Raw genomic sequence first — 16,568 nt, 5'->3', positions numbered from 1 at the left:
GTGCGGCGTACGTGGTTTTTGCGAATTCATTGGTCACTCCATTCGGAATGATGGGACTTTTGAAGAAGACTATTTTGCCCTATTCATCAGGGGAACGTCGGAAAACCTTATAATTTCCATTCCCTGGGGGAATAGAATGGCGGCCTTGAACTGGAAACTTCTGACCGCATTTGAGTCGGTCGCGCGGCATCGAAATTTCACGCGTGCGGCGCGCGAGATGAATGTTCAGCAGCCCGCGATCAGTCGCCGCGTGGCCGAGTTGGAATCCGAGCTGGGCGTCAAACTTTTGCAACGAACCCGACCCTTTGCAACGCTCACGCGGGAAGGCGAGGTCCTTTACCGCGCACTTTCGGGCGGCATCATGCAGGTCAGCAGCGCACTGGAACAGGTACGCCAGCGACCGGACCAATCATGTGTTTCCGTCAATACGACCATTGGATTTGCCAGTTGTTATTTGATGAAACGATTGCCCGAGTTTCGCGCCTTGCACCCCAATATCTCGATCGAGTTGATCTCAAGGGATCAGAATGACGCCTATGACACAGAAACGGATGTTGTGATTGCCTTCAATCATCCGGACCGTTTACCGGGCACGCGCAAGGCCCCAATCTTTCACGAGACCATGGTTGCCGTCGCAAAGCCCGCCCTTGCGGCCTCAATCGGTGATGACCTTGAGGCACTGGCACAGCAAAACCTTCTGTGCCTGACGATGGGTATACACGGCAACGACTGGGCAACCTTCTTCGATGGCACAGGCATTTCTATACGACCGCCCACGACCGATCAGAAATTCACCAGCTTCATGGTCTATCTGCAGGCGGCATTGAACGGCGATGGCGTCATCCTGGGGTGGGAGACGCTGTTGCAGGATCATTTCGACCTCGGCCAGCTTGCCCCGATCACAAGCCGACGTATCGAAACACAGCGCGGGTACTACGGTTGCCTGATGCCGCGCGCAGCGGACAAATCTTCGGCTGTCACGTTCCTGAATTGGGTGTCTGCCTAAGCAAAAGCACGCCGTTTCCTAGGTTCGAAACAGGGCTCTGAATCCGTGGCGTTTCTGCGAATCTTGAATATGTGGCATTCTGTGTTCTGGGCGATACCAGACGGAACCTGATTTAGGTCTGGCGCTCGCGGCCTGGGAGGAGCCAGTTATGAACCTGAGACCTGACCCGACTTTTCACGCAACTCCGAAACTTGCTATGGAGGCACCAGCGGAAACGCTTGCCTTCACATTGATGCTCAGTCCGGACGGCTCACAGCCGGATGGCCTGGCCGTTGTGGACGTTGACCCGAAATCAAAGACCTACGGCCAGATCGTCCATCAGCTCATCATGCCCAACAAGGGTGATGAGTTTCATCACTTTGGATGGAACGCGTGCTCTTCTGCACTTTCGCCCCTGACGGGGCATGCCTTTCTGGAACGCAGGTATCTGATCGTACCGGGTATCCGGTCCTCGCGCATCTACGTGATCGACGTGAAGGAACCCCTGAAGGCGAAGATTCACAAGATCATCGAACCTGAAGAGGTGTTCGCCAAAACGGGCTATTCCCGCCCGCACACAATCCACTGTGGTCCCGAAGGGATTTATGTTTCGACACTCGGCGGCGGTGGGGCCGATGGCACAGATGGTCCTCCGGGCATTTTCATCATGGACTGCGAGACCTTTGATATCCTTGGCCGCTACGAGATGGACCGCGGGGAACAGGACAAGCACTATGATTTCTGGTGGAATATTCCGCGCGACTACATGGTGAGTTCTGAATGGGGGCTGCCGCCGCAGTTCGAAAACGGGATCGTGGCCGAGGATTTGCTGTCCAATAAATACGGTCACAAGATCCATTTCTGGAACCTGCGCGAACGTCGTAACGTGCAAACCATTGATCTGGGTGAGAACCACCAGATGGCTCTGGAAATTCGGCCCGCTCATGATCCGGCAAAGGATTATGGATTCTGCGGTGTCGTCGTGGACACAACAAACCTGCAGGGCGCAATTTTCACCTGGTGGCAGAAGGATGACGGAACCTTCGAGGCGAAAAAGACGATCACGATTGATCCGCGACCTGAGAAGGCCGAGAACCTTCCGCCTCTGTTGCAGGGATTTGAGGCCGTACCTCCGTTGGTCACCGACATCGACCTGAGCCTGGACGACAGGTACCTCTACGTCGCCTGTTGGGGCCAGGGTGAAATGCATCAATATGATGTCTCTGACCCAATGAACCCCAAGCTGACCGGCAAGGTCGAGCTTGGCGGGATTGCGCGCGGGGCGAAACACCCCAACGGCAAGGATTTTGTTTACGGCCCCCAAATGGTTGAGATCAGCCGGGACGGCAAACGGGTCTATTGGACCAACTCGCTGTATTCGACATGGGACGATCAGTTCTACCCGGACGATGAGGGCGGACAAATGGTCATGGCCAATGTCGGGGAAAACGGTGGTCTGGAGCTGGACAAGGATTTCTATGTCGAGTTCCCCAAAGGCTATCGCAGCCACCAGATCCGCCTCGAAGGCGGAGACTGCTCAACAGATAGTTTCTGCTACCCGTCTGTCTGACGCGTGGACGGATTAGACACGGCAACAGCCCTGTGGTGGGCTGTTGTCGCCTCGGGCATATATCACGGGGTCAATCCGGGTATGGGTTGGCCCCTGGCCGTGTCCGCGGCGTTGATGGACAAAAGCCGCAACAGTCTGTTCAAGGCGCTGATCGCGCTGGCGGCCGGGCATCTGGTGGCAATGGGCGCCATTCTGTTTCCCTTTACCGCGCTGCTGTTTCTGGCCGAATGGCAGCGAGAGATTCAGATCTTCGCAGCCTGTCTCGTGATCGGACTGGGCGTCTATCTGTTGTTCAACCGGCGTCACCCGCGGATCCTTGCGCGGGTTCCTCCGTCGCGGCTGGCGCTGTGGTCGTTTTTGGCAGCAATGGCGCATGGTGCGGGGCTGATGCTGGTTCCAATCTATCTGGGCATCTGTCGCACGATCGCCACGGACCCGGGCCATGCAGCGGTAGCTGATCTAATGACCGGAAACGCTAAAATCGCTGTTGGTGTTGCCTTGGTACACACCCTGGCTATGACGGCCTCGGGCGGTATTCTTGCGTTCGGAGTGTACCACTGGCTGGGCCTGCGTTTTCTCTCAAAAGGGTGGTTCAATCTGGACGTGGTTTGGGCGTTGAGCCTGATCCTTGTAGGGTCGATTTCGCTGTTGTTCCTTCACTAGTGCACGGGGCCGGAGGTCCGAACGCTTGGGAGAGCCATTCAAGACGCTGTGGTTATCACTATTCCCGACATCCGCCCGTGCTTGATCTTGCAAAACAAGGGCTACGGAAATTTGGAACACCTTGCGAGTTCCTTCTCCCGAAAGACAAACACTTTTTTTCATGCTTGAACGCATTGGCTAAAGACTTTAATTGTCTAAAATGACAATATGAAATCTGAGCGAAACTTGGGGACGACCGGACATGCTTGATCAAGACAAAATGCCGGAGGAGGCATTCCAGATACTCAAACCCGACGCGTACACATCGGAAGAATGGTTCGCGCGGCGGATGTCTTTGACAACTTTCTCGCCGTGGCTCTGCTTGGTTCCGGGTTTCTTTCTCATCTCCACTCCTTGGTGGTTACGATGAGCCAGAAACCCTCTCCTATCAAATCGACCTAAACTGTCCCATTGGTGCTGACGTCAGACACACACTGGCTTTCATATGCTTAAGACAGGCGGTTTTTAATTCGAATTTGCTTCACGCGCAGCTTTGGCTCGAAAACTTGCCAATTTTGACGCGTCAAATTTTGCAGCCCCGGAACCTAATTTTCCAATGGCGCTTGGATCGTTGACCTCATCCGCGTCAGTGAACTTCCAACCATAAGCTGGGAGATCATCGCCAGCCTCTACATACTGAGCTTCAAATGAATACGTTGCTCTCATTGGAACGAACCCATCCACGAAATTCATCGTCCTCTCTGACGGCGAAATAGAAACTATCCCTGTAAGGCGAACTGGCTCGTGAAAGCGTTCTGGATACCAACCTTCCGGCAATCGAACACGAATAAGCTGGTTTGGGTTCGGTGGAGGCGTATGGCTGCACATACCTCTCTCCGGAACCAAGTAAGCGACGTTTGTACCATCAGGATCCGGTGGTGCGGGTATCGCATAGCCCGCCAGCTTTACGACTTTTCCGTCAATTTCTGGATTACCAGCCGTGGCGGCTTTCTTTCGTCGCTCTGCAACGACCCATCGTTGTTCAATCAACCAATCAACGTCGATCCCAGCCTTTTGCAGCGGCGTCTCATTTTCCAGAATTTTCGCTTCAAGACTTTTGCGGACATCTTCGGAATGGGCTCCACTATCCAGTCTGAGCTTTAGTCGGACGACTTCAACAAGACCACTAAGCTGGTCAGGTGTCAGTTCTTTGAAAGGATCTACGTATTCCTGAGATTCTTCATCAATCAATTGGTTCCAGTCTAACTCAGCGATTTCTGCGGACAACGACGTTGAAATCAAAGAGGCAACACAGACTATTCTCCAAATCTTCATGACTTATCCTTTTCAACCGTATGGCCACTTGGATGTTGGTCAATGCGTCATCACCTGCCAGCTTAAGACATTTATGGACACTTGGGCTCTAAGCGAAACACAGTTCAAAGCTCGTTTTTATAGATGACTCCGTCCTTCATAATCAGGTCGAAGTTTTCTTGTGGGTCCCCTACAAGCTCCAAGTTTTCAAGCGGGTTGCCGTCCACGAGGATCAGATCAGCGTATGCGCCATCTCTGATAACTCCGAGTGGACCGTCTTGGTAGGGATGACGAGGGCCACTCATTTCCATTAGGCGGGCATTTTCAGAGGTCGCTATCTTGAGCGCTTGATAAGGCGTCATCCAAGTTCCCAACCTCACAAGATATTCGCTCTGTTGATACGCCTTTGATGGATCCATGAGTTGATCGGTGCCAAAGGCGAGATTCACGCCAATTTCGACGGCCATTGGGTACAGCGCGTCTACAGCATCAGTCACCTGTTTCCACTTTTTGGCACTAACTGGGCTATCCCAAACCATATCGGCCTCAAACATCGCCTGAGGACTGAGCCAAGCGCCTTTTTCCTTCATCAATTCCAGTGTTTCTCTTGATGCGAAGAAGCCGTGCTCAATGCTCATCACGCCGTTTTCTATTGAGGTACGGATACCTCTGTCTGTCATCACATGCGCCAAAACATAGGTGTTAAAGTTCGTTGCCTCTTCGACTACCGCACGAATTTCGTCGACCGAATACTCGCTCACATCCAGCGGATCGTATTGGGAAGAGACACCACCACCAGTCGTGATTTTGACCTGAGTAGCACCAAACTTGAGGATTTCTCTGGTTCTCTTTCTGACTTCCGGTACGCCATCAGAAATCATCGCCATCATATTTTTTTCCCAATAACTCAGTTCAGAGTTGGAGTTTCTTGGGTTTTCAAGCAGCGTGTGAAAGTCGGCATGGCCTGACGTTTGGCTCATGAATGGTCCGGAGGGCAAAATGCGGTGACCGGGGTATTCACCAGCGTCAATCAGTTTCTTGATCGTAAACGGATTTCCGCCAGGGTCTCTAACGGTGGTAAATCCACGCATTAAAGTCTCTTCAGCCCCCTTCATACTGCGAATGGCCACTTCCGACATGTCGCCTTGATTCAACATTAGAACGGATGCAGGGGTGTAGGCATACGTCGTGTGCCAATGGACATCGATCAATCCTGGGATCATCGTGCGACCGCCACCGTCAATCACCACCGCGTTCTCGGCTTCGATTGGGTCGGAAGAAACAGCGGTTATGAGATTATCTTCGATCAAAACGTTAGCATTCTCGATGCGTGCTTCGTTTACCCCGTCAAAAACATGAACATTCGTTATGAGAGTTCTTGTAGAATCCTCTTGAGCGCTCGCCAGCGTTGCCAGCATGCTTGAGATTACCACGCAGAGCGTTGACAATTGATTTTTGCGCATATCTTTCACCCTAGGAATATCAAAGCATTCGATTGTTTAATTTTAACGAAGGTAGCCAACTCTCCGAGGAAAATCGATATGAACTTTTTTAAGGAACTTGGCGAAGGCAAACCGGAGCTTTTTGCGGCAACCGTACGTGAAGCAATGACAGGAGAGGTTTTCGATGGCGATGTGATACAGTTGGGAAAGGGGGCTGACGAAGGCGCAATTTTCACAGCTCGTTTAGGGCTTTCCCGTTTGTCTAGTATCCGCTTCAAGCCCCATGCATTGGTGAGAACCGCACAAAGTGAAAGCTTCGCTAATTTCACTGTACCAATCTGCGCTTCAGAGTTATGGACGGTAAGTGGCGTTCCTTTGAAAGAAAACTCCGTTTTCTTCAATTTCACTGCATCGGAAACCGAGGTAGTCGCGCGCAATCGAACTTCGTTATGTGGTCGTGTGCCCTTGCAACGATTTCTCAAAGAGGTTCAACTTTTTTCCGGCAGAAATACATCGGATTTTCGCGGACCAACGGTTATCGTGAAACTGTCTTCTGATTTTCACGCAGCTTTGGTGCGAACACTTAGCTGCATAATGAACCAAGCCGATGGTCAATATACCCAGAGTGATTTGGAGGCGCGTCTTGCAAGGACGCTTGCGATCTTCTTTGCCTTATCTCTGAATAGTGGGAATGCACGCAAAGCGACTTGGTCTCAAAAAGTGGGTTTGGTCTCAAAAGCACGAGAGTACTATTCTTCCGCCTTGTCAAAAAGGCCATCAGTGGCAGATCTGTGTCGAGTAACCGCGGTAAGCGCGCCAACATTGATCTCAGCATTTCGCGACGTAACGGGTGAAACACCAGCACGATTTTTTGCTCTTCAAAGACTGGCCAATGTCCATGATGAACTTGTTCAGGCGTCTCAGCAAAAACCCATGGTGAAGCAAGTGGCGCTCGCTCACGGATTCACCGATTTGGGACGATTTGGGAGCCTGTACAAAAGCATATATGGAATTTTACCATCAGAGCAAATTGAGCGTACTGTACCCATTTGACCGGTTGTCTTTTTAGTTCTGCCGAAAACCGATTAATACGAATCTCGGCTCCGATGTAGCAGAGTTCCCTTGACGGATTGCAATGGCACCTCAACGATTTGCCAAACAGAACTATGGATTGGACGGCGGAATGTTTTCATTTTTTTTGAATTTCTACAGGCTCTTAAAAGCGATTGTTCGCTCTTGGAGTAGCCCTAGATTCCGCGGAGCGCTTACCCTTGCAATACTCTTGTTGCTTTCCGGAACTTTGTTTTATGTCAGCGTCGAGGGGTGGTCTTGGGTGGACGCGCTGTACTTCAGTGCAACTACTATTTCTACGGTTGGCCTCAGTGACCTAACGCCCGTAACCGACACAGGAAAACTCTTTACCGTGTTGTATATTTTCGTAGGCGTCGGGGTCTTCATCACGCTGTTTGTACAATTCACACATGCCCTTCTTAGGGACTACGATGAGAAAAAGTCGTCAGATAATTGAAGACTGAAGCAACGGTCTTTCGGTCGTTGCACCCTAGCGCTTCGCTCTGCCGTATGCGGTTAAGGTCGTTGAGAAACTGCTTGGATTAAGGCAAACAAAGCAAAGACAAGGTTCTTTATCATCTTGTCTAAGCAGCTAGTTTGAGAACATGGCCTCCGTAGCACAACTAACCGACTGGATGATTACCGAAGGACGCCGCTCAGGCGACCCTGTTAAAGTAGTTTCGCATTTCTGCTCGTCCTTAATTGAGGAAGGTGTACCGCTCTGGCGGGTCAATATCGGTCAGCGCTTCGCCAATCCGCTACTCATTGCATGGGGGGTCGTTTGGACACCTGATGGGACCGACAGCTACGACGTAACTCATGAAACGATGTTGACGGAAGGGTATGTTGGTAGCTCGTTTGAGTACATTCTGGAGCACAGAAAGCCGCTTCACAAAAGCCTGCGACAACTGGATCCAAAGACTGAGCATTTATCGTATCTAGAGTTCGCTGAGCTCGGTGGCACAGATTACTATGCAACTCTGATGTATTATGGCGACGGATCTCTGCACGGCTGCACATTTGTCACGCAGGAACCAGACGGCTTTTCACCGCAACATCTGGAATTGATTGAGGCAGCGCTGCCTGCTTTGTCTTCCGCTTTGGAACCTGTCACGATGCGCAAGTCAGCCAAGGGTCTATTGCGAACATATCTTGGCGATGGGCCCTCCGACGCCGTATGGAGCGGGCGGATCAAGCGAGGCGAACGAACGACCCTTGATGCGGTGGTCATGTTTTCTGATTTACGAGGGTTCACGGCGCTTTCAGAAGCCGCACCCGAGGCCGATGTGTTTGACGCGCTGAGCGGCTACTTTGATCTGGTTGTTCAGTCTGTGGAAGATAACGGTGGCGATGTTCTCAAGTTCATGGGTGATGGAATTCTCTCGATCTTCACCATCGCAACTCAGGCTGATCACGCCGACCGATGCCGAAAGGCTGCGCAAGCCGCACAAAGTGTATTGACCGGTTTGACGGTCCTCAACCGTCGCCGCGCTGAAGCGAAAAAGCCGTCTTTGGACGTTGGGATCGGGATCAATGTTGGACAAGTCAGCTATGGCAACATCGGCAGCCCTGGTCGACTTGATTTCACGGTTCTCGGAGGTGCAGTGAACGTTGCGAGTCGAATTGAGGGGCTGACTAAATCTATTGGCCGGAGAGTGCTGGCAACATCTGCGATTGCCGAAGTCTCCCCTGATCTGTTTTCCCCTTGTGGGTTTCAAGAAGTTCGTGGACTTGCGCGTCCAATCGAATTGTTTTCTCTCGTCGAAGAAGAGCTTTGATTCAGCGCTGACTTAATTTTGGCAGCATCGCGAGAAGCAGGAACCAGATATTGGGCACCAAGTGTTAAGAGGCAGGTTTTTACCTCATTTGGGAGTTTGCAAAGCCCGACGATGGATGTCCGTTTTGGGCTGGAAACAGTCGTCGCCGATTGAAGCAATGAGCGATTGCTTAGAACCTTTCGAGGACATTGCGCTAAAATTGGATTGGCCCTTGGCACGATTTGTCTGCGATAGTTTCGAGCTTTGGCATCCTGACCAACTCTACGGCTTAACACCAGCTTTCTTCAAGCCTTCGACCAAAAGCGCATTGTGTTCGGGTAGACGGAAGAGGATCAAAGCTCCGGAGACAATGCTGTCTAGGAACGCTGGGGCGAAATCCGCCAGCGCCTGCTCATGTGGCAGGCCTGCTTCGGCGCGCCCGAGGTGGGCGGCACTGGCGATCATAAGAGCCCGGCGGATCGGCGCACGCGGCGTCATCTGAATGGCGTGCTCACCCCAACGCATTGCGTCTTCAAAATCAGCGTCGGCGAAGGCAGCTTGGGCGAGCGCCAGATAGGCGTCTCCTACCCAGAGGTCAGTGTCGCGTGGGGAAAGCTGGAGGGCAAGGTGGGCATGTTCGCGCGCCTGTGTGGTTCGGCCGACCAAAGATTCATGCCAGGCCATGAAGAAGATGTTCCGGGCAAAGTTCGGGTTCAGTGTGAAGCCCAAACTGAAGTCGGCGTTGGCCCCGTCAAAATCTCCACGGAAATGACGAACCATACCGCGAACGCATAAGGCGCGCGGGTCGAGTTGACCACCAAGAAACGGAGGTTCAACGCTTTTATCAGCTAGGCCCAGGTTTTCGGTGGGGTCCTCATCGAACTGGTATAGATAACGCATCAGGTAGGCAAACGCTTTGATCCAATGGGCCTGGACGTTGCGCGGGTCGAGATCAATGGCGCGATCAGAGACCGATATGACCTCATCGAACTTATCCTGAGAGTAGAAGCCTCCCGCGTAGAAGATCGCCATTGCACGTAGCGAGAGGTCGTAGGAGTTGAAGTCGATATCTCGAGCCACAGACGCGCGATCTATTTCGGCAATGGATATCTGGGGGGCGATGGCGCCGACCACGCTGCGTGTAATCTCATCCTGTAACGCGAAGATGTCGTCTAGCGTGCGGTCGTAGCGCTCGGCCCAAACATGGGCTCCATTTGTGCAGTCGATGAGTTGGGCAGTAATGCGTACGCGGTTTTGGGCTCGACGGAGGCTACCCTCTAGCATGTAGCGAACACCGAGTTCTCGAGCGATATCTATATGGGTGACGGGGCGACCCCTGAACGAAAATGAGGAGTTGCGGGCGATGACGAAAAGCTCGGGAAAGCGCGAGAGCTCTGTGATGATGTCTTCGGAAACGCCGTCACAGAAGTATTCCTGTTCTGGATCATTGGACATGTTCTGGAAGGGCAAGACAGCGATGGAGGGTTTGTCAGTGGGTTGAGATTGGTTTTGCGTGGAATCTGATTTGCCCTCCATCGCCAATTTGTAGGCGCGAACTGGCTCGGAGATGTTTTTGAGCGCTACTTCGCCAAGGTCTATGATGTCGTGTTCGATTTTGCCTCGAACCTGCCGGCATGCGTCGTCAGACAGTATGACACCGCCTGGGTCAGCGATGCCTTCGAGTCTTGCGGCAAGATTAACACCCTCGCCATAAATGTCGCCCTCGTCCAAGATTACGTCTCCAATGTGCAACCCTATTCGGAAGCTGATCCGGCTTTCGGTGGGGCTCTCGGCTTCGGCGGCGTGCAGCGCCTTCTGGAGCGTCGCTGCGGCCTCAACGGCAGAAACGACCGAGCTAAAAAGTGCAAACAGGCCATCACCGGTAAGCTTGATAATCTCACCTCCGGCACTTTCGATACTTGGATTGATGATGTCCCGTCGTAGGTCTTTGAGACGAGCAAGTGTTCCCGCCTCGTTAGCCGCCATAAGCCGTGAGTAGCCGACCATATCGGCGGCAAGTATGGCGGCAAGTCGGCGTGTCATGCGCATTTCCCAATAGCAACCTTTTTTCGAATCTATCAAGTTCGGCAGTAGTGTGCCAACTTTCGAGAATGTCCGCTTCGGGCTGAGACCAGTCATCAGAAAGCGATGAGTCTACGGCAACTTTGTCCGCGAAGCAGACGCTCAATGAAATTTTCCGAACGACCGTTCCGAGCCCAAAGTTACGGGTGCTGCAAACTGAACCAAAAGTCCGCTATCAGTCGAACAAAGCAGGGCGGCCGAAGCAGGAAGTTGATCCGATTGGTTTTGTCTGGCATGAATTGAGCTGGTGGGCTCGGACGTTGGTATGAGCCCAGAGAGCCCATTTTATCGGACAATGAAGCAACCGCAAACTCAGTACGCATTCGCAGACGACATTGCCATCGCGTATCAGGTGATTGGCGATGGACCTATAGATGTCGTGTATAGCCAAGGTTGGCTTACTAACATCGAATATGCTTGGCAAAGCTCGCACTATGCGAATTTTCTGTCCAAACTCAGCCGGTTTTGCCGATTAATTTTCTATGACAAGCGAGGGACCGGTCTTTCTGAGCGCAATGTTGGCTTTCCGACGCTGGAGCAACGCATTGAGGACATCACCGCTGTGCTCGATGCCATTGGTTCAGATCAGGAAGTATTACTTGGTGTATCAGAAGGCGCCAACATAAGTGCACTATTCGCAGCTACTTACCCTGAGCGCACACGAGCTGTCATTCTGAGTGGAACATCAGCCAAAGGTAGTTGGGCACCTGACTACCCTTGGGCGCCGACGCTGCAGGCTACCGAAAATACGATCAGCTATCTGCGCGAAAACTGGGGAAGTGCATTTGGGCTCGATGAAGCCGCGCCAAGTATGGCAAAAGATGCTGAGGCATGTGAGTGGTGGGGCGGCTACATGCGCAATTCAGCAAGTCCAAAGACTGCCGAGCTGATAACACGATTAAACGCGGAGCTCGACATTCGAGAAGTCTTACCACTTATCGATGCTCCCACGCTCATAGTTAATCGCGAAAATGATGTCTGGCACCCAAAAGATGAGGCGCGATTTGTGGCCGACCTTATTCCCAATTCAGTTTTGAAATTCGTTCCCGGCGTTGATCACCTGGTCTGGTATGGAGATCAGGACCGGGTGATAAACGAAATCGAAGAGTTTGCGACGGGGCAAAAAACCGTCACTCCGAGCGAGCGGGTGCTACTGACGATATTGATGACAGATATCGCAGGTTCCACAGAACTGGCCGCCAGTTTGGGTGACGACCAATGGCGTGCCTTGTTAGACCAACATGATGAGATCGTGCGTCGACAGCTGGAAATCTACGATGGTTCTGAAATCAACACTACGGGGGATGGGTTCATCACCGCTTTCAAAGGACCGACGCGTGCCATTCAATGTGCTCACGCAATAAACTCTGACTTGGCCAAGACCAAGTTAAAAGTGAAGGCCGGTATCCACACTGGAGAATGTGAGCGACGTGGCGGTGATATTGGGGGCTTGGCAGTTCACATTGCCGCGCGAATTTTGGACACTGCATTACCGAGCCAGATACGGGTTTCAGGCACAGTGAAAGATCTGGTCGTTGGCTCCAAACTCGAGCTTGCATTCATCGAAAAGCAACCACTCAAAGGTTTGCCAGGAGAGTGGTCATTGTATGAAGCCCAACAGGAACTTCATTGAAGCTGATCGCGAAGACTAATTGATGGATTGCCGAGCGCTAGGTTGAGTTGGTTACTTTCAACCCCTAGCGGCTTTCCTGGGTAGAGCTGACCTTGTGCAACACGCTCTGTATGACAGAAAAGTCCGCAACTCGGACATAAAGCCTAATTTGCTGAATGCCCGGTCTCGGTGAAAGCAGATATCGCGCAATATCGACTCGTTTTTTCGACTTAAATGTCTGCTTCTGCCGAAAACGGTCATTCCCGAAAACCATTGGAAGTTCCGCTAAGCGGACCAAGCCGCTCTCAGATGGTATCGCTTGCATGTCTGCGTTACATTGGAGCGGTCGTCGCCTAGAACAGCTTGCAATTCTATCGCGACGGAAACCCGAATGGTGGAAGTCCATGTCCGACACAATCCTTGTTGCTGAACCAACTATCCGCCTTATTGCCTTCCTTTCCGTCCTGGCCGCGATGGCACTTTGGGAAGTGGCCGCACCCCGGCGAAGACGGGATATTCCGCGCGTTATCCGATGGACAAACAACCTTGCGCTCGTGGTGCTCGACACCGCCATTCTGCGGCTGACCTTTCCAATCCTCGCAGTCGGTCTCGCAGCCATGGCCGAGGATCGCGGATGGGGGCTCTTCAACAACATCGAGGCGCCGGTTTGGGTTGCCATCTTGGTCTCCATGCTGCTTCTCGATCTCGCAATCTACCTTCAGCATGTGATGTTCCACGCCGTACCTGGGCTTTGGCGTCTACACCGGATGCATCACGCCGACCTCGATTTTGACGCGACCACTGGCTTGCGTTTCCATCCGGTAGAAATCCTGATCTCGATGGGGATCAAGCTGTCGGTTGTAGCAGCCTTAGGGCCGCCCGCTGTCGCCGTACTCCTGTTCGAGGTGATCCTGAACGCTACCGCGCTTTTCAATCACGCAAACATCGATTTGCCGCGTCCGGTGGATCGAATTCTCAGATGGCTCGTTGTCACTCCAGACATGCACCGAGTCCACCACTCCGTCGATCCAAGCGAGACCAACTCGAACTTTGGCTTTAACCTACCGTGGTGGGACCGCCTTCTAGGTACTTACATTGCGCAACCCGAGAAGGGGCATAAAGGCATGGAAATCGGCATCGAGCAGTTTCGCACACGCCGAGACCTCTGGCTCGACCGAATGCTGCTTCAGCCGCTGCGCGGCCCGGCGAGCGGAGGTGCCCTCGACGCCCCGAGCCAACGGAGGCGATCTTCATCTGTCTCGTCCGGGCGAACCAAGCTTGGCACTGACCAAATAGACCAATAGCGTTGAACCAAAGACTGCTTTGCCGCGCTTGAGTGTCCTTCACAAGGCGTTCAGCATCGGCAGAAAAGTCCGCACTGCGGTCTTTGATGCACTATGCTGTAAAAGACTGCTTTGAGCCCGAAGCGGACACAGTTTCTTTGACAGAAGATCGAGCATTATGCGGTATCCAAAAAAACCGAGCGCGCGATACAGCGAACCTTACTGGGACTTCGCTGGGATGTTCTGCGAATAGTCTTTTCACTCGTCCACAACACGAAACTCACCGGAAGGCGCATCAGTAGGTGGTTCCTCAAACTCATTGGAAATCAGACCGCGGCGGATGAGTTCTCTAATGGCGGCCGCTCTGGATGGCAGTCTGTTCTCGAAGCGCCAATCATCAATGGCCTTGAGCTCTTCTAGGTCGAGCATCAGTTGCAGTTTTTCCGTGCGCTTTGGTGGTCGATTTTGATCAGACACTGGCATGACCTCAGTAGCTTACGTCAGTTACTCCAAGCATGTATGGCAATGAGCCTGCGTGTCTACAGCAATGTTGGCATGTTGGGCCGGATACCCAGCATCATGAAGCCCCCTATGATGCGCTGGATACATATTTTAAGTATATGTTTTTAATTGATATTTTTTATTTCGCCCTTAGGTATTACTCCGCAAGCAACGAAACGGAGTGAAAATGATACAGCAAGTCTTAAAGTCTGAAGTTCAGGAAGAAACCAACGACACAGGCATCGACAAGAACGCCTGGATCGCCAACGCGGTGACGGAAGTACTGGCCGATACCATGGTCCTGATGGTGAAAACACAAGGCACACATTGGAACGTCGTGGGCCCGCTATTCCTGCCGATCCATGAACTAACAGAGCGTCAGTATCGCGACCTGTTCGAAGCTGCGGATGAATTGGCCGAGCGTGTGCGTGCGTTGGGTCAGGTGGCACCGATCTCGTTCACGGACATGGTTAGCCAAGCCAAGCTGACCGAAGAAGAGACGGTTAAAGATGCAGAGGGCATGATCAAACAATTGGTCGCAGACAACGAAGCGATTGCTCGGAACCTGCGTGAGACTGCCGCGACCGCAGCCCGTTATGGCGATGGAGCTACAGAGGATCTGATGAACGCCAGGATGGCGAAGCATGAGGAAGCTGTCTGGATGCTCAAGGCAATTGTTGCGGCCTAATTGGCGGCTCCCCTCGATTTGAACCAAGGTTTGCGAAGAAAGGAAAAACGATGACACGTGTTGGGTACGAGAAAAAGGCACAGCTGCAACTGGATAGTTGGAATGCCCAGATTGATGTTCTCGAAGCCAAGCTGAAGGTGGCCGAAGCGGACGCCAAACTCGAGCTCGAGGAGCAGCTCAGCAAGCTCTACAAGGCAAGATCTGACGCAGAGGCTCAACTGAATGATTTGAAGTCGACTAGCGACGAGGCCTGGGAAGATGTCAAAAAGGGCTACGAGGCTGCATGGAGCGATATGCAGAGTGCTTTGAAAAAAGCGGCCGACCGGTTCTCGTAGAGCTGTGTTTGTGAACAAAGCTCGTGTCGTAAATGGGGACCGGAATGCAAACACCTAGAGAATTAGTGAGGTACTTTCGCGGGTTCCTAACTATCCCTGCCGCCATTAGTCTTTCAGGGCTTTTGGTGGCTGGGATTGTCTTCAAGACGGAGCAAGCGCTCGCGAGTTGGGGTTGGTCCGCTTCCGATTGGCTGAGCGTTTCTAATCGTACTGCGAGCGATGTACTAAGCGCAATCTCGGCAGCATCCATGTCCGCGTTGGTCATGGTCTATTCCATTGTTTTGCTGGTCTACACCTTAGCAGCCGGATCAATTGGGCCCAGGCTCTTGCAGCGCTTTGGCGAAGACAGGGTAAATCAGATTGCAGTTGGCTCACTTGGAGCGACGTTTTTATACAGCTTGTTGATCTTGTGGCTGATACGCGATGACACATCCGTCAATTTGGCCGTTGCGATTGGAATAGTCTATTCGATCATCTCAGTTCTTTTGCTGTTGCTCTTCGTTCATACAGTATCAACGCGCGTAACCATTGATCAGGAGGCGGCGCGGATTTCGGAAGCCTTGGATCGCCAAGTGAGCACCGCAATCGAAAACAGTGCAGATATCCCATCTTCAGTGGCAGTCCCTGAGGTGGGAGACAAGCGCCAAGTCTTGGCTTCGGGCACTGGATATGTGAACTCCATCAATACCGAAGGTCTGGTGAGTGCGGCCAAGAAGGCAGGAGCGGTCGTCGCTTTTGATGTGCAGCCAGGTGACTTCATGGTTCCAACGGACACTTTGGCCAATGTTTATGGTGATAGTGACGAAAGTCTTAATGATCTGGTGCAAGCGGCAGCTCCGTTAATCTCCGCGCGAGATCCTAATGGCGATATCCGCTTTTCTGTCCATCTTCTCGTTGAAATCGCACTTCGGGCGTTGTCACCGGGTGTCAACGACACGTTTACCGCAATAGTCTGCATCGACCGACTGTCGGCGTCTCTGGCTCGAGCGTGGTCGTCAAAGCTCTGCACGGGTGTGTATCGGGATGATGACGGAAACGTACGGGTGGTTTACCCGTCCATCACGGCTGAGGCACTGTTTCACGACTCGATGCCAGCTCTAAGACACGCTGCCCGGGGTAATGGCCTCGTAACGGCCGCCCTTATTCGCGCTTTGGTGCGCATCGCAGAGGCAGCTCCAGAAGAAGATTTGCTGGCTGTTGTAGATGAACTATCTGCGGTCAGAGATGAGACCCGAGAAAGCGATATGCTTGAGCGCGATATTGATAAGTTTTGTGGCCAGGTCGAA

Annotated in this window: 15 protein-coding genes; 11 read left to right on the top strand and 4 right to left on the bottom strand. The window is 52.4% G+C overall.

Annotated features, from left to right (window positions below):
• Positions 1-136: 136 nt before the first annotated feature.
• The 3 genes from GOV53_RS04845 (at position 137) to GOV53_RS04835 (ending at position 3,218) form a co-directional block, all read left to right on the top strand.
• Positions 137-1,006, top strand: coding sequence for a LysR family transcriptional regulator (locus GOV53_RS04845; protein WP_170464545.1), 870 nt, complete (start codon positions 137-139; stop codon positions 1,004-1,006).
• A gap of 148 nt (positions 1,007-1,154) precedes the next feature.
• Complete coding sequence (locus GOV53_RS04840) at positions 1,155-2,555, top strand: selenium-binding protein SBP56-related protein (RefSeq protein ID WP_170464544.1); 1,401 nt, start codon at positions 1,155-1,157, stop codon at positions 2,553-2,555.
• Between the two features lie 3 nt (positions 2,556-2,558).
• Positions 2,559-3,218, top strand: coding sequence for a hypothetical protein (locus tag GOV53_RS04835; RefSeq protein WP_170464543.1), 660 nt, complete (start codon positions 2,559-2,561; stop codon positions 3,216-3,218).
• 504 nt (positions 3,219-3,722) lie between these two features.
• Here GOV53_RS04835 and GOV53_RS04830 read toward each other — a convergent pair.
• Entirely contained in the window at positions 3,723-4,532 is an 810-nt protein-coding gene (locus GOV53_RS04830) for a DUF3299 domain-containing protein (protein WP_170380014.1), read from the bottom strand.
• Positions 4,533-4,636: 104 nt separating this feature from the next.
• On the bottom strand, positions 4,637-5,974 hold the full coding sequence (locus GOV53_RS04825; protein ID WP_170464542.1) for a metal-dependent hydrolase family protein: 1,338 nt from the start codon (positions 5,972-5,974) through the stop codon (positions 4,637-4,639).
• 78 nt (positions 5,975-6,052) lie between these two features.
• Between GOV53_RS04825 and GOV53_RS04820 the strand changes: the two genes are divergently transcribed.
• The 3 genes from GOV53_RS04820 to GOV53_RS04810 all read left to right on the top strand — a co-directional run bounded on the left by GOV53_RS04820 (position 6,053) and on the right by GOV53_RS04810 (position 8,802).
• Complete coding sequence (locus tag GOV53_RS04820; RefSeq protein WP_170464541.1) at positions 6,053-7,006, top strand: helix-turn-helix domain-containing protein; 954 nt, start codon at positions 6,053-6,055, stop codon at positions 7,004-7,006.
• A gap of 82 nt (positions 7,007-7,088) precedes the next feature.
• Positions 7,089-7,481 (top strand): potassium channel family protein, encoded by a 393-nt coding sequence (locus GOV53_RS04815; RefSeq protein ID WP_367397140.1) that lies wholly within the window; start codon positions 7,089-7,091, stop codon positions 7,479-7,481.
• 148 nt (positions 7,482-7,629) lie between these two features.
• Positions 7,630-8,802 carry an adenylate/guanylate cyclase domain-containing protein gene (locus tag GOV53_RS04810; protein WP_170464540.1) on the top strand — a complete coding sequence of 391 codons (1,173 nt, stop codon included), beginning with the start codon at positions 7,630-7,632 and terminating at the stop codon, positions 8,800-8,802.
• A 261-nt stretch (positions 8,803-9,063) separates the two neighbouring features.
• Here the strand turns inward: GOV53_RS04810 and GOV53_RS04805 are convergent, their stop codons facing one another.
• A complete protein-coding gene (locus GOV53_RS04805; protein ID WP_170464539.1) occupies positions 9,064-10,824 on the bottom strand; it encodes an adenylate/guanylate cyclase domain-containing protein in 1,761 nt (586 codons plus the stop codon).
• 304 nt (positions 10,825-11,128) lie between these two features.
• Between GOV53_RS04805 and GOV53_RS04800 the strand changes: the two genes are divergently transcribed.
• On the top strand, positions 11,129-12,496 hold the full coding sequence (locus GOV53_RS04800) for an adenylate/guanylate cyclase domain-containing protein (RefSeq protein ID WP_217361229.1): 1,368 nt from the start codon (positions 11,129-11,131) through the stop codon (positions 12,494-12,496).
• 383 nt (positions 12,497-12,879) lie between these two features.
• Positions 12,880-13,779: a sterol desaturase family protein gene (locus GOV53_RS04795; protein ID WP_170464538.1), complete on the top strand. Its 900-nt coding sequence runs from the start codon at positions 12,880-12,882 to the stop codon at positions 13,777-13,779.
• A gap of 237 nt (positions 13,780-14,016) precedes the next feature.
• Here GOV53_RS04795 and GOV53_RS04790 read toward each other — a convergent pair whose 3' ends face one another.
• Positions 14,017-14,235, bottom strand: a complete 219-nt coding sequence (locus tag GOV53_RS04790; protein ID WP_152456637.1) for a hypothetical protein — start codon at positions 14,233-14,235, stop codon at positions 14,017-14,019.
• Between the two features lie 211 nt (positions 14,236-14,446).
• On the opposite strand from GOV53_RS04790, the gene GOV53_RS04785 reads away from it, so the two are divergent.
• The 3 genes from GOV53_RS04785 to GOV53_RS04775 form a co-directional block, all read left to right on the top strand.
• The gene (locus GOV53_RS04785; RefSeq protein ID WP_170416161.1) at positions 14,447-14,947 is read left to right on the top strand and encodes a Dps family protein; all 501 of its coding nucleotides are present in this window, start codon (positions 14,447-14,449) and stop codon (positions 14,945-14,947) included.
• 50 nt (positions 14,948-14,997) lie between these two features.
• Positions 14,998-15,282 carry a coiled coil domain-containing protein gene (locus GOV53_RS04780; protein WP_170416163.1) on the top strand — a complete coding sequence of 95 codons (285 nt, stop codon included), beginning with the start codon at positions 14,998-15,000 and terminating at the stop codon, positions 15,280-15,282.
• 32 nt (positions 15,283-15,314) lie between these two features.
• A partial coding sequence (locus GOV53_RS04775) for a DUF2254 domain-containing protein (protein WP_367648752.1) occupies positions 15,315-16,568 on the top strand: 1,254 nt, incomplete at its 3' end.

This window comes from Ruegeria arenilitoris, assembly GCF_013035315.1.
In the GTDB taxonomy this organism is placed as follows: domain Bacteria; phylum Pseudomonadota; class Alphaproteobacteria; order Rhodobacterales; family Rhodobacteraceae; genus Ruegeria; species Ruegeria arenilitoris_D.
Note: the sequence above shows the minus strand (reverse complement) of the source record. Positions and strands in the feature narration are given on the sequence as shown.

Excerpts from the sequence above, each read along its gene's own strand:
- GOV53_RS04815 (WP_367397140.1), top strand. The coding sequence starts at position 7,089 with ATGGCACCTCAACGATTTGCCAAACAGAACTATGGATTGGACGGCGGA.
- GOV53_RS04780 (WP_170416163.1), top strand. The coding sequence starts at position 14,998 with ATGACACGTGTTGGGTACGAGAAAAAGGCACAGCTGCAACTGGATAGT.
- GOV53_RS04785 (WP_170416161.1), top strand. The coding sequence starts at position 14,447 with ATGATACAGCAAGTCTTAAAGTCTGAAGTTCAGGAAGAAACCAACGAC.
- GOV53_RS04845 (WP_170464545.1), top strand. The coding sequence starts at position 137 with ATGGCGGCCTTGAACTGGAAACTTCTGACCGCATTTGAGTCGGTCGCG.
- GOV53_RS04805 (WP_170464539.1), bottom strand. The coding sequence starts at position 10,824 with ATGACACGCCGACTTGCCGCCATACTTGCCGCCGATATGGTCGGCTAC.
- GOV53_RS04825 (WP_170464542.1), bottom strand. The coding sequence starts at position 5,974 with ATGCGCAAAAATCAATTGTCAACGCTCTGCGTGGTAATCTCAAGCATG.
- GOV53_RS04795 (WP_170464538.1), top strand. The coding sequence starts at position 12,880 with ATGTCCGACACAATCCTTGTTGCTGAACCAACTATCCGCCTTATTGCC.
- GOV53_RS04800 (WP_217361229.1), top strand. The coding sequence starts at position 11,129 with ATGAGCCCAGAGAGCCCATTTTATCGGACAATGAAGCAACCGCAAACT.
- GOV53_RS04830 (WP_170380014.1), bottom strand. The coding sequence starts at position 4,532 with ATGAAGATTTGGAGAATAGTCTGTGTTGCCTCTTTGATTTCAACGTCG.
- GOV53_RS04840 (WP_170464544.1), top strand. The coding sequence starts at position 1,155 with ATGAACCTGAGACCTGACCCGACTTTTCACGCAACTCCGAAACTTGCT.
- GOV53_RS04820 (WP_170464541.1), top strand. The coding sequence starts at position 6,053 with ATGAACTTTTTTAAGGAACTTGGCGAAGGCAAACCGGAGCTTTTTGCG.
- GOV53_RS04810 (WP_170464540.1), top strand. The coding sequence starts at position 7,630 with ATGGCCTCCGTAGCACAACTAACCGACTGGATGATTACCGAAGGACGC.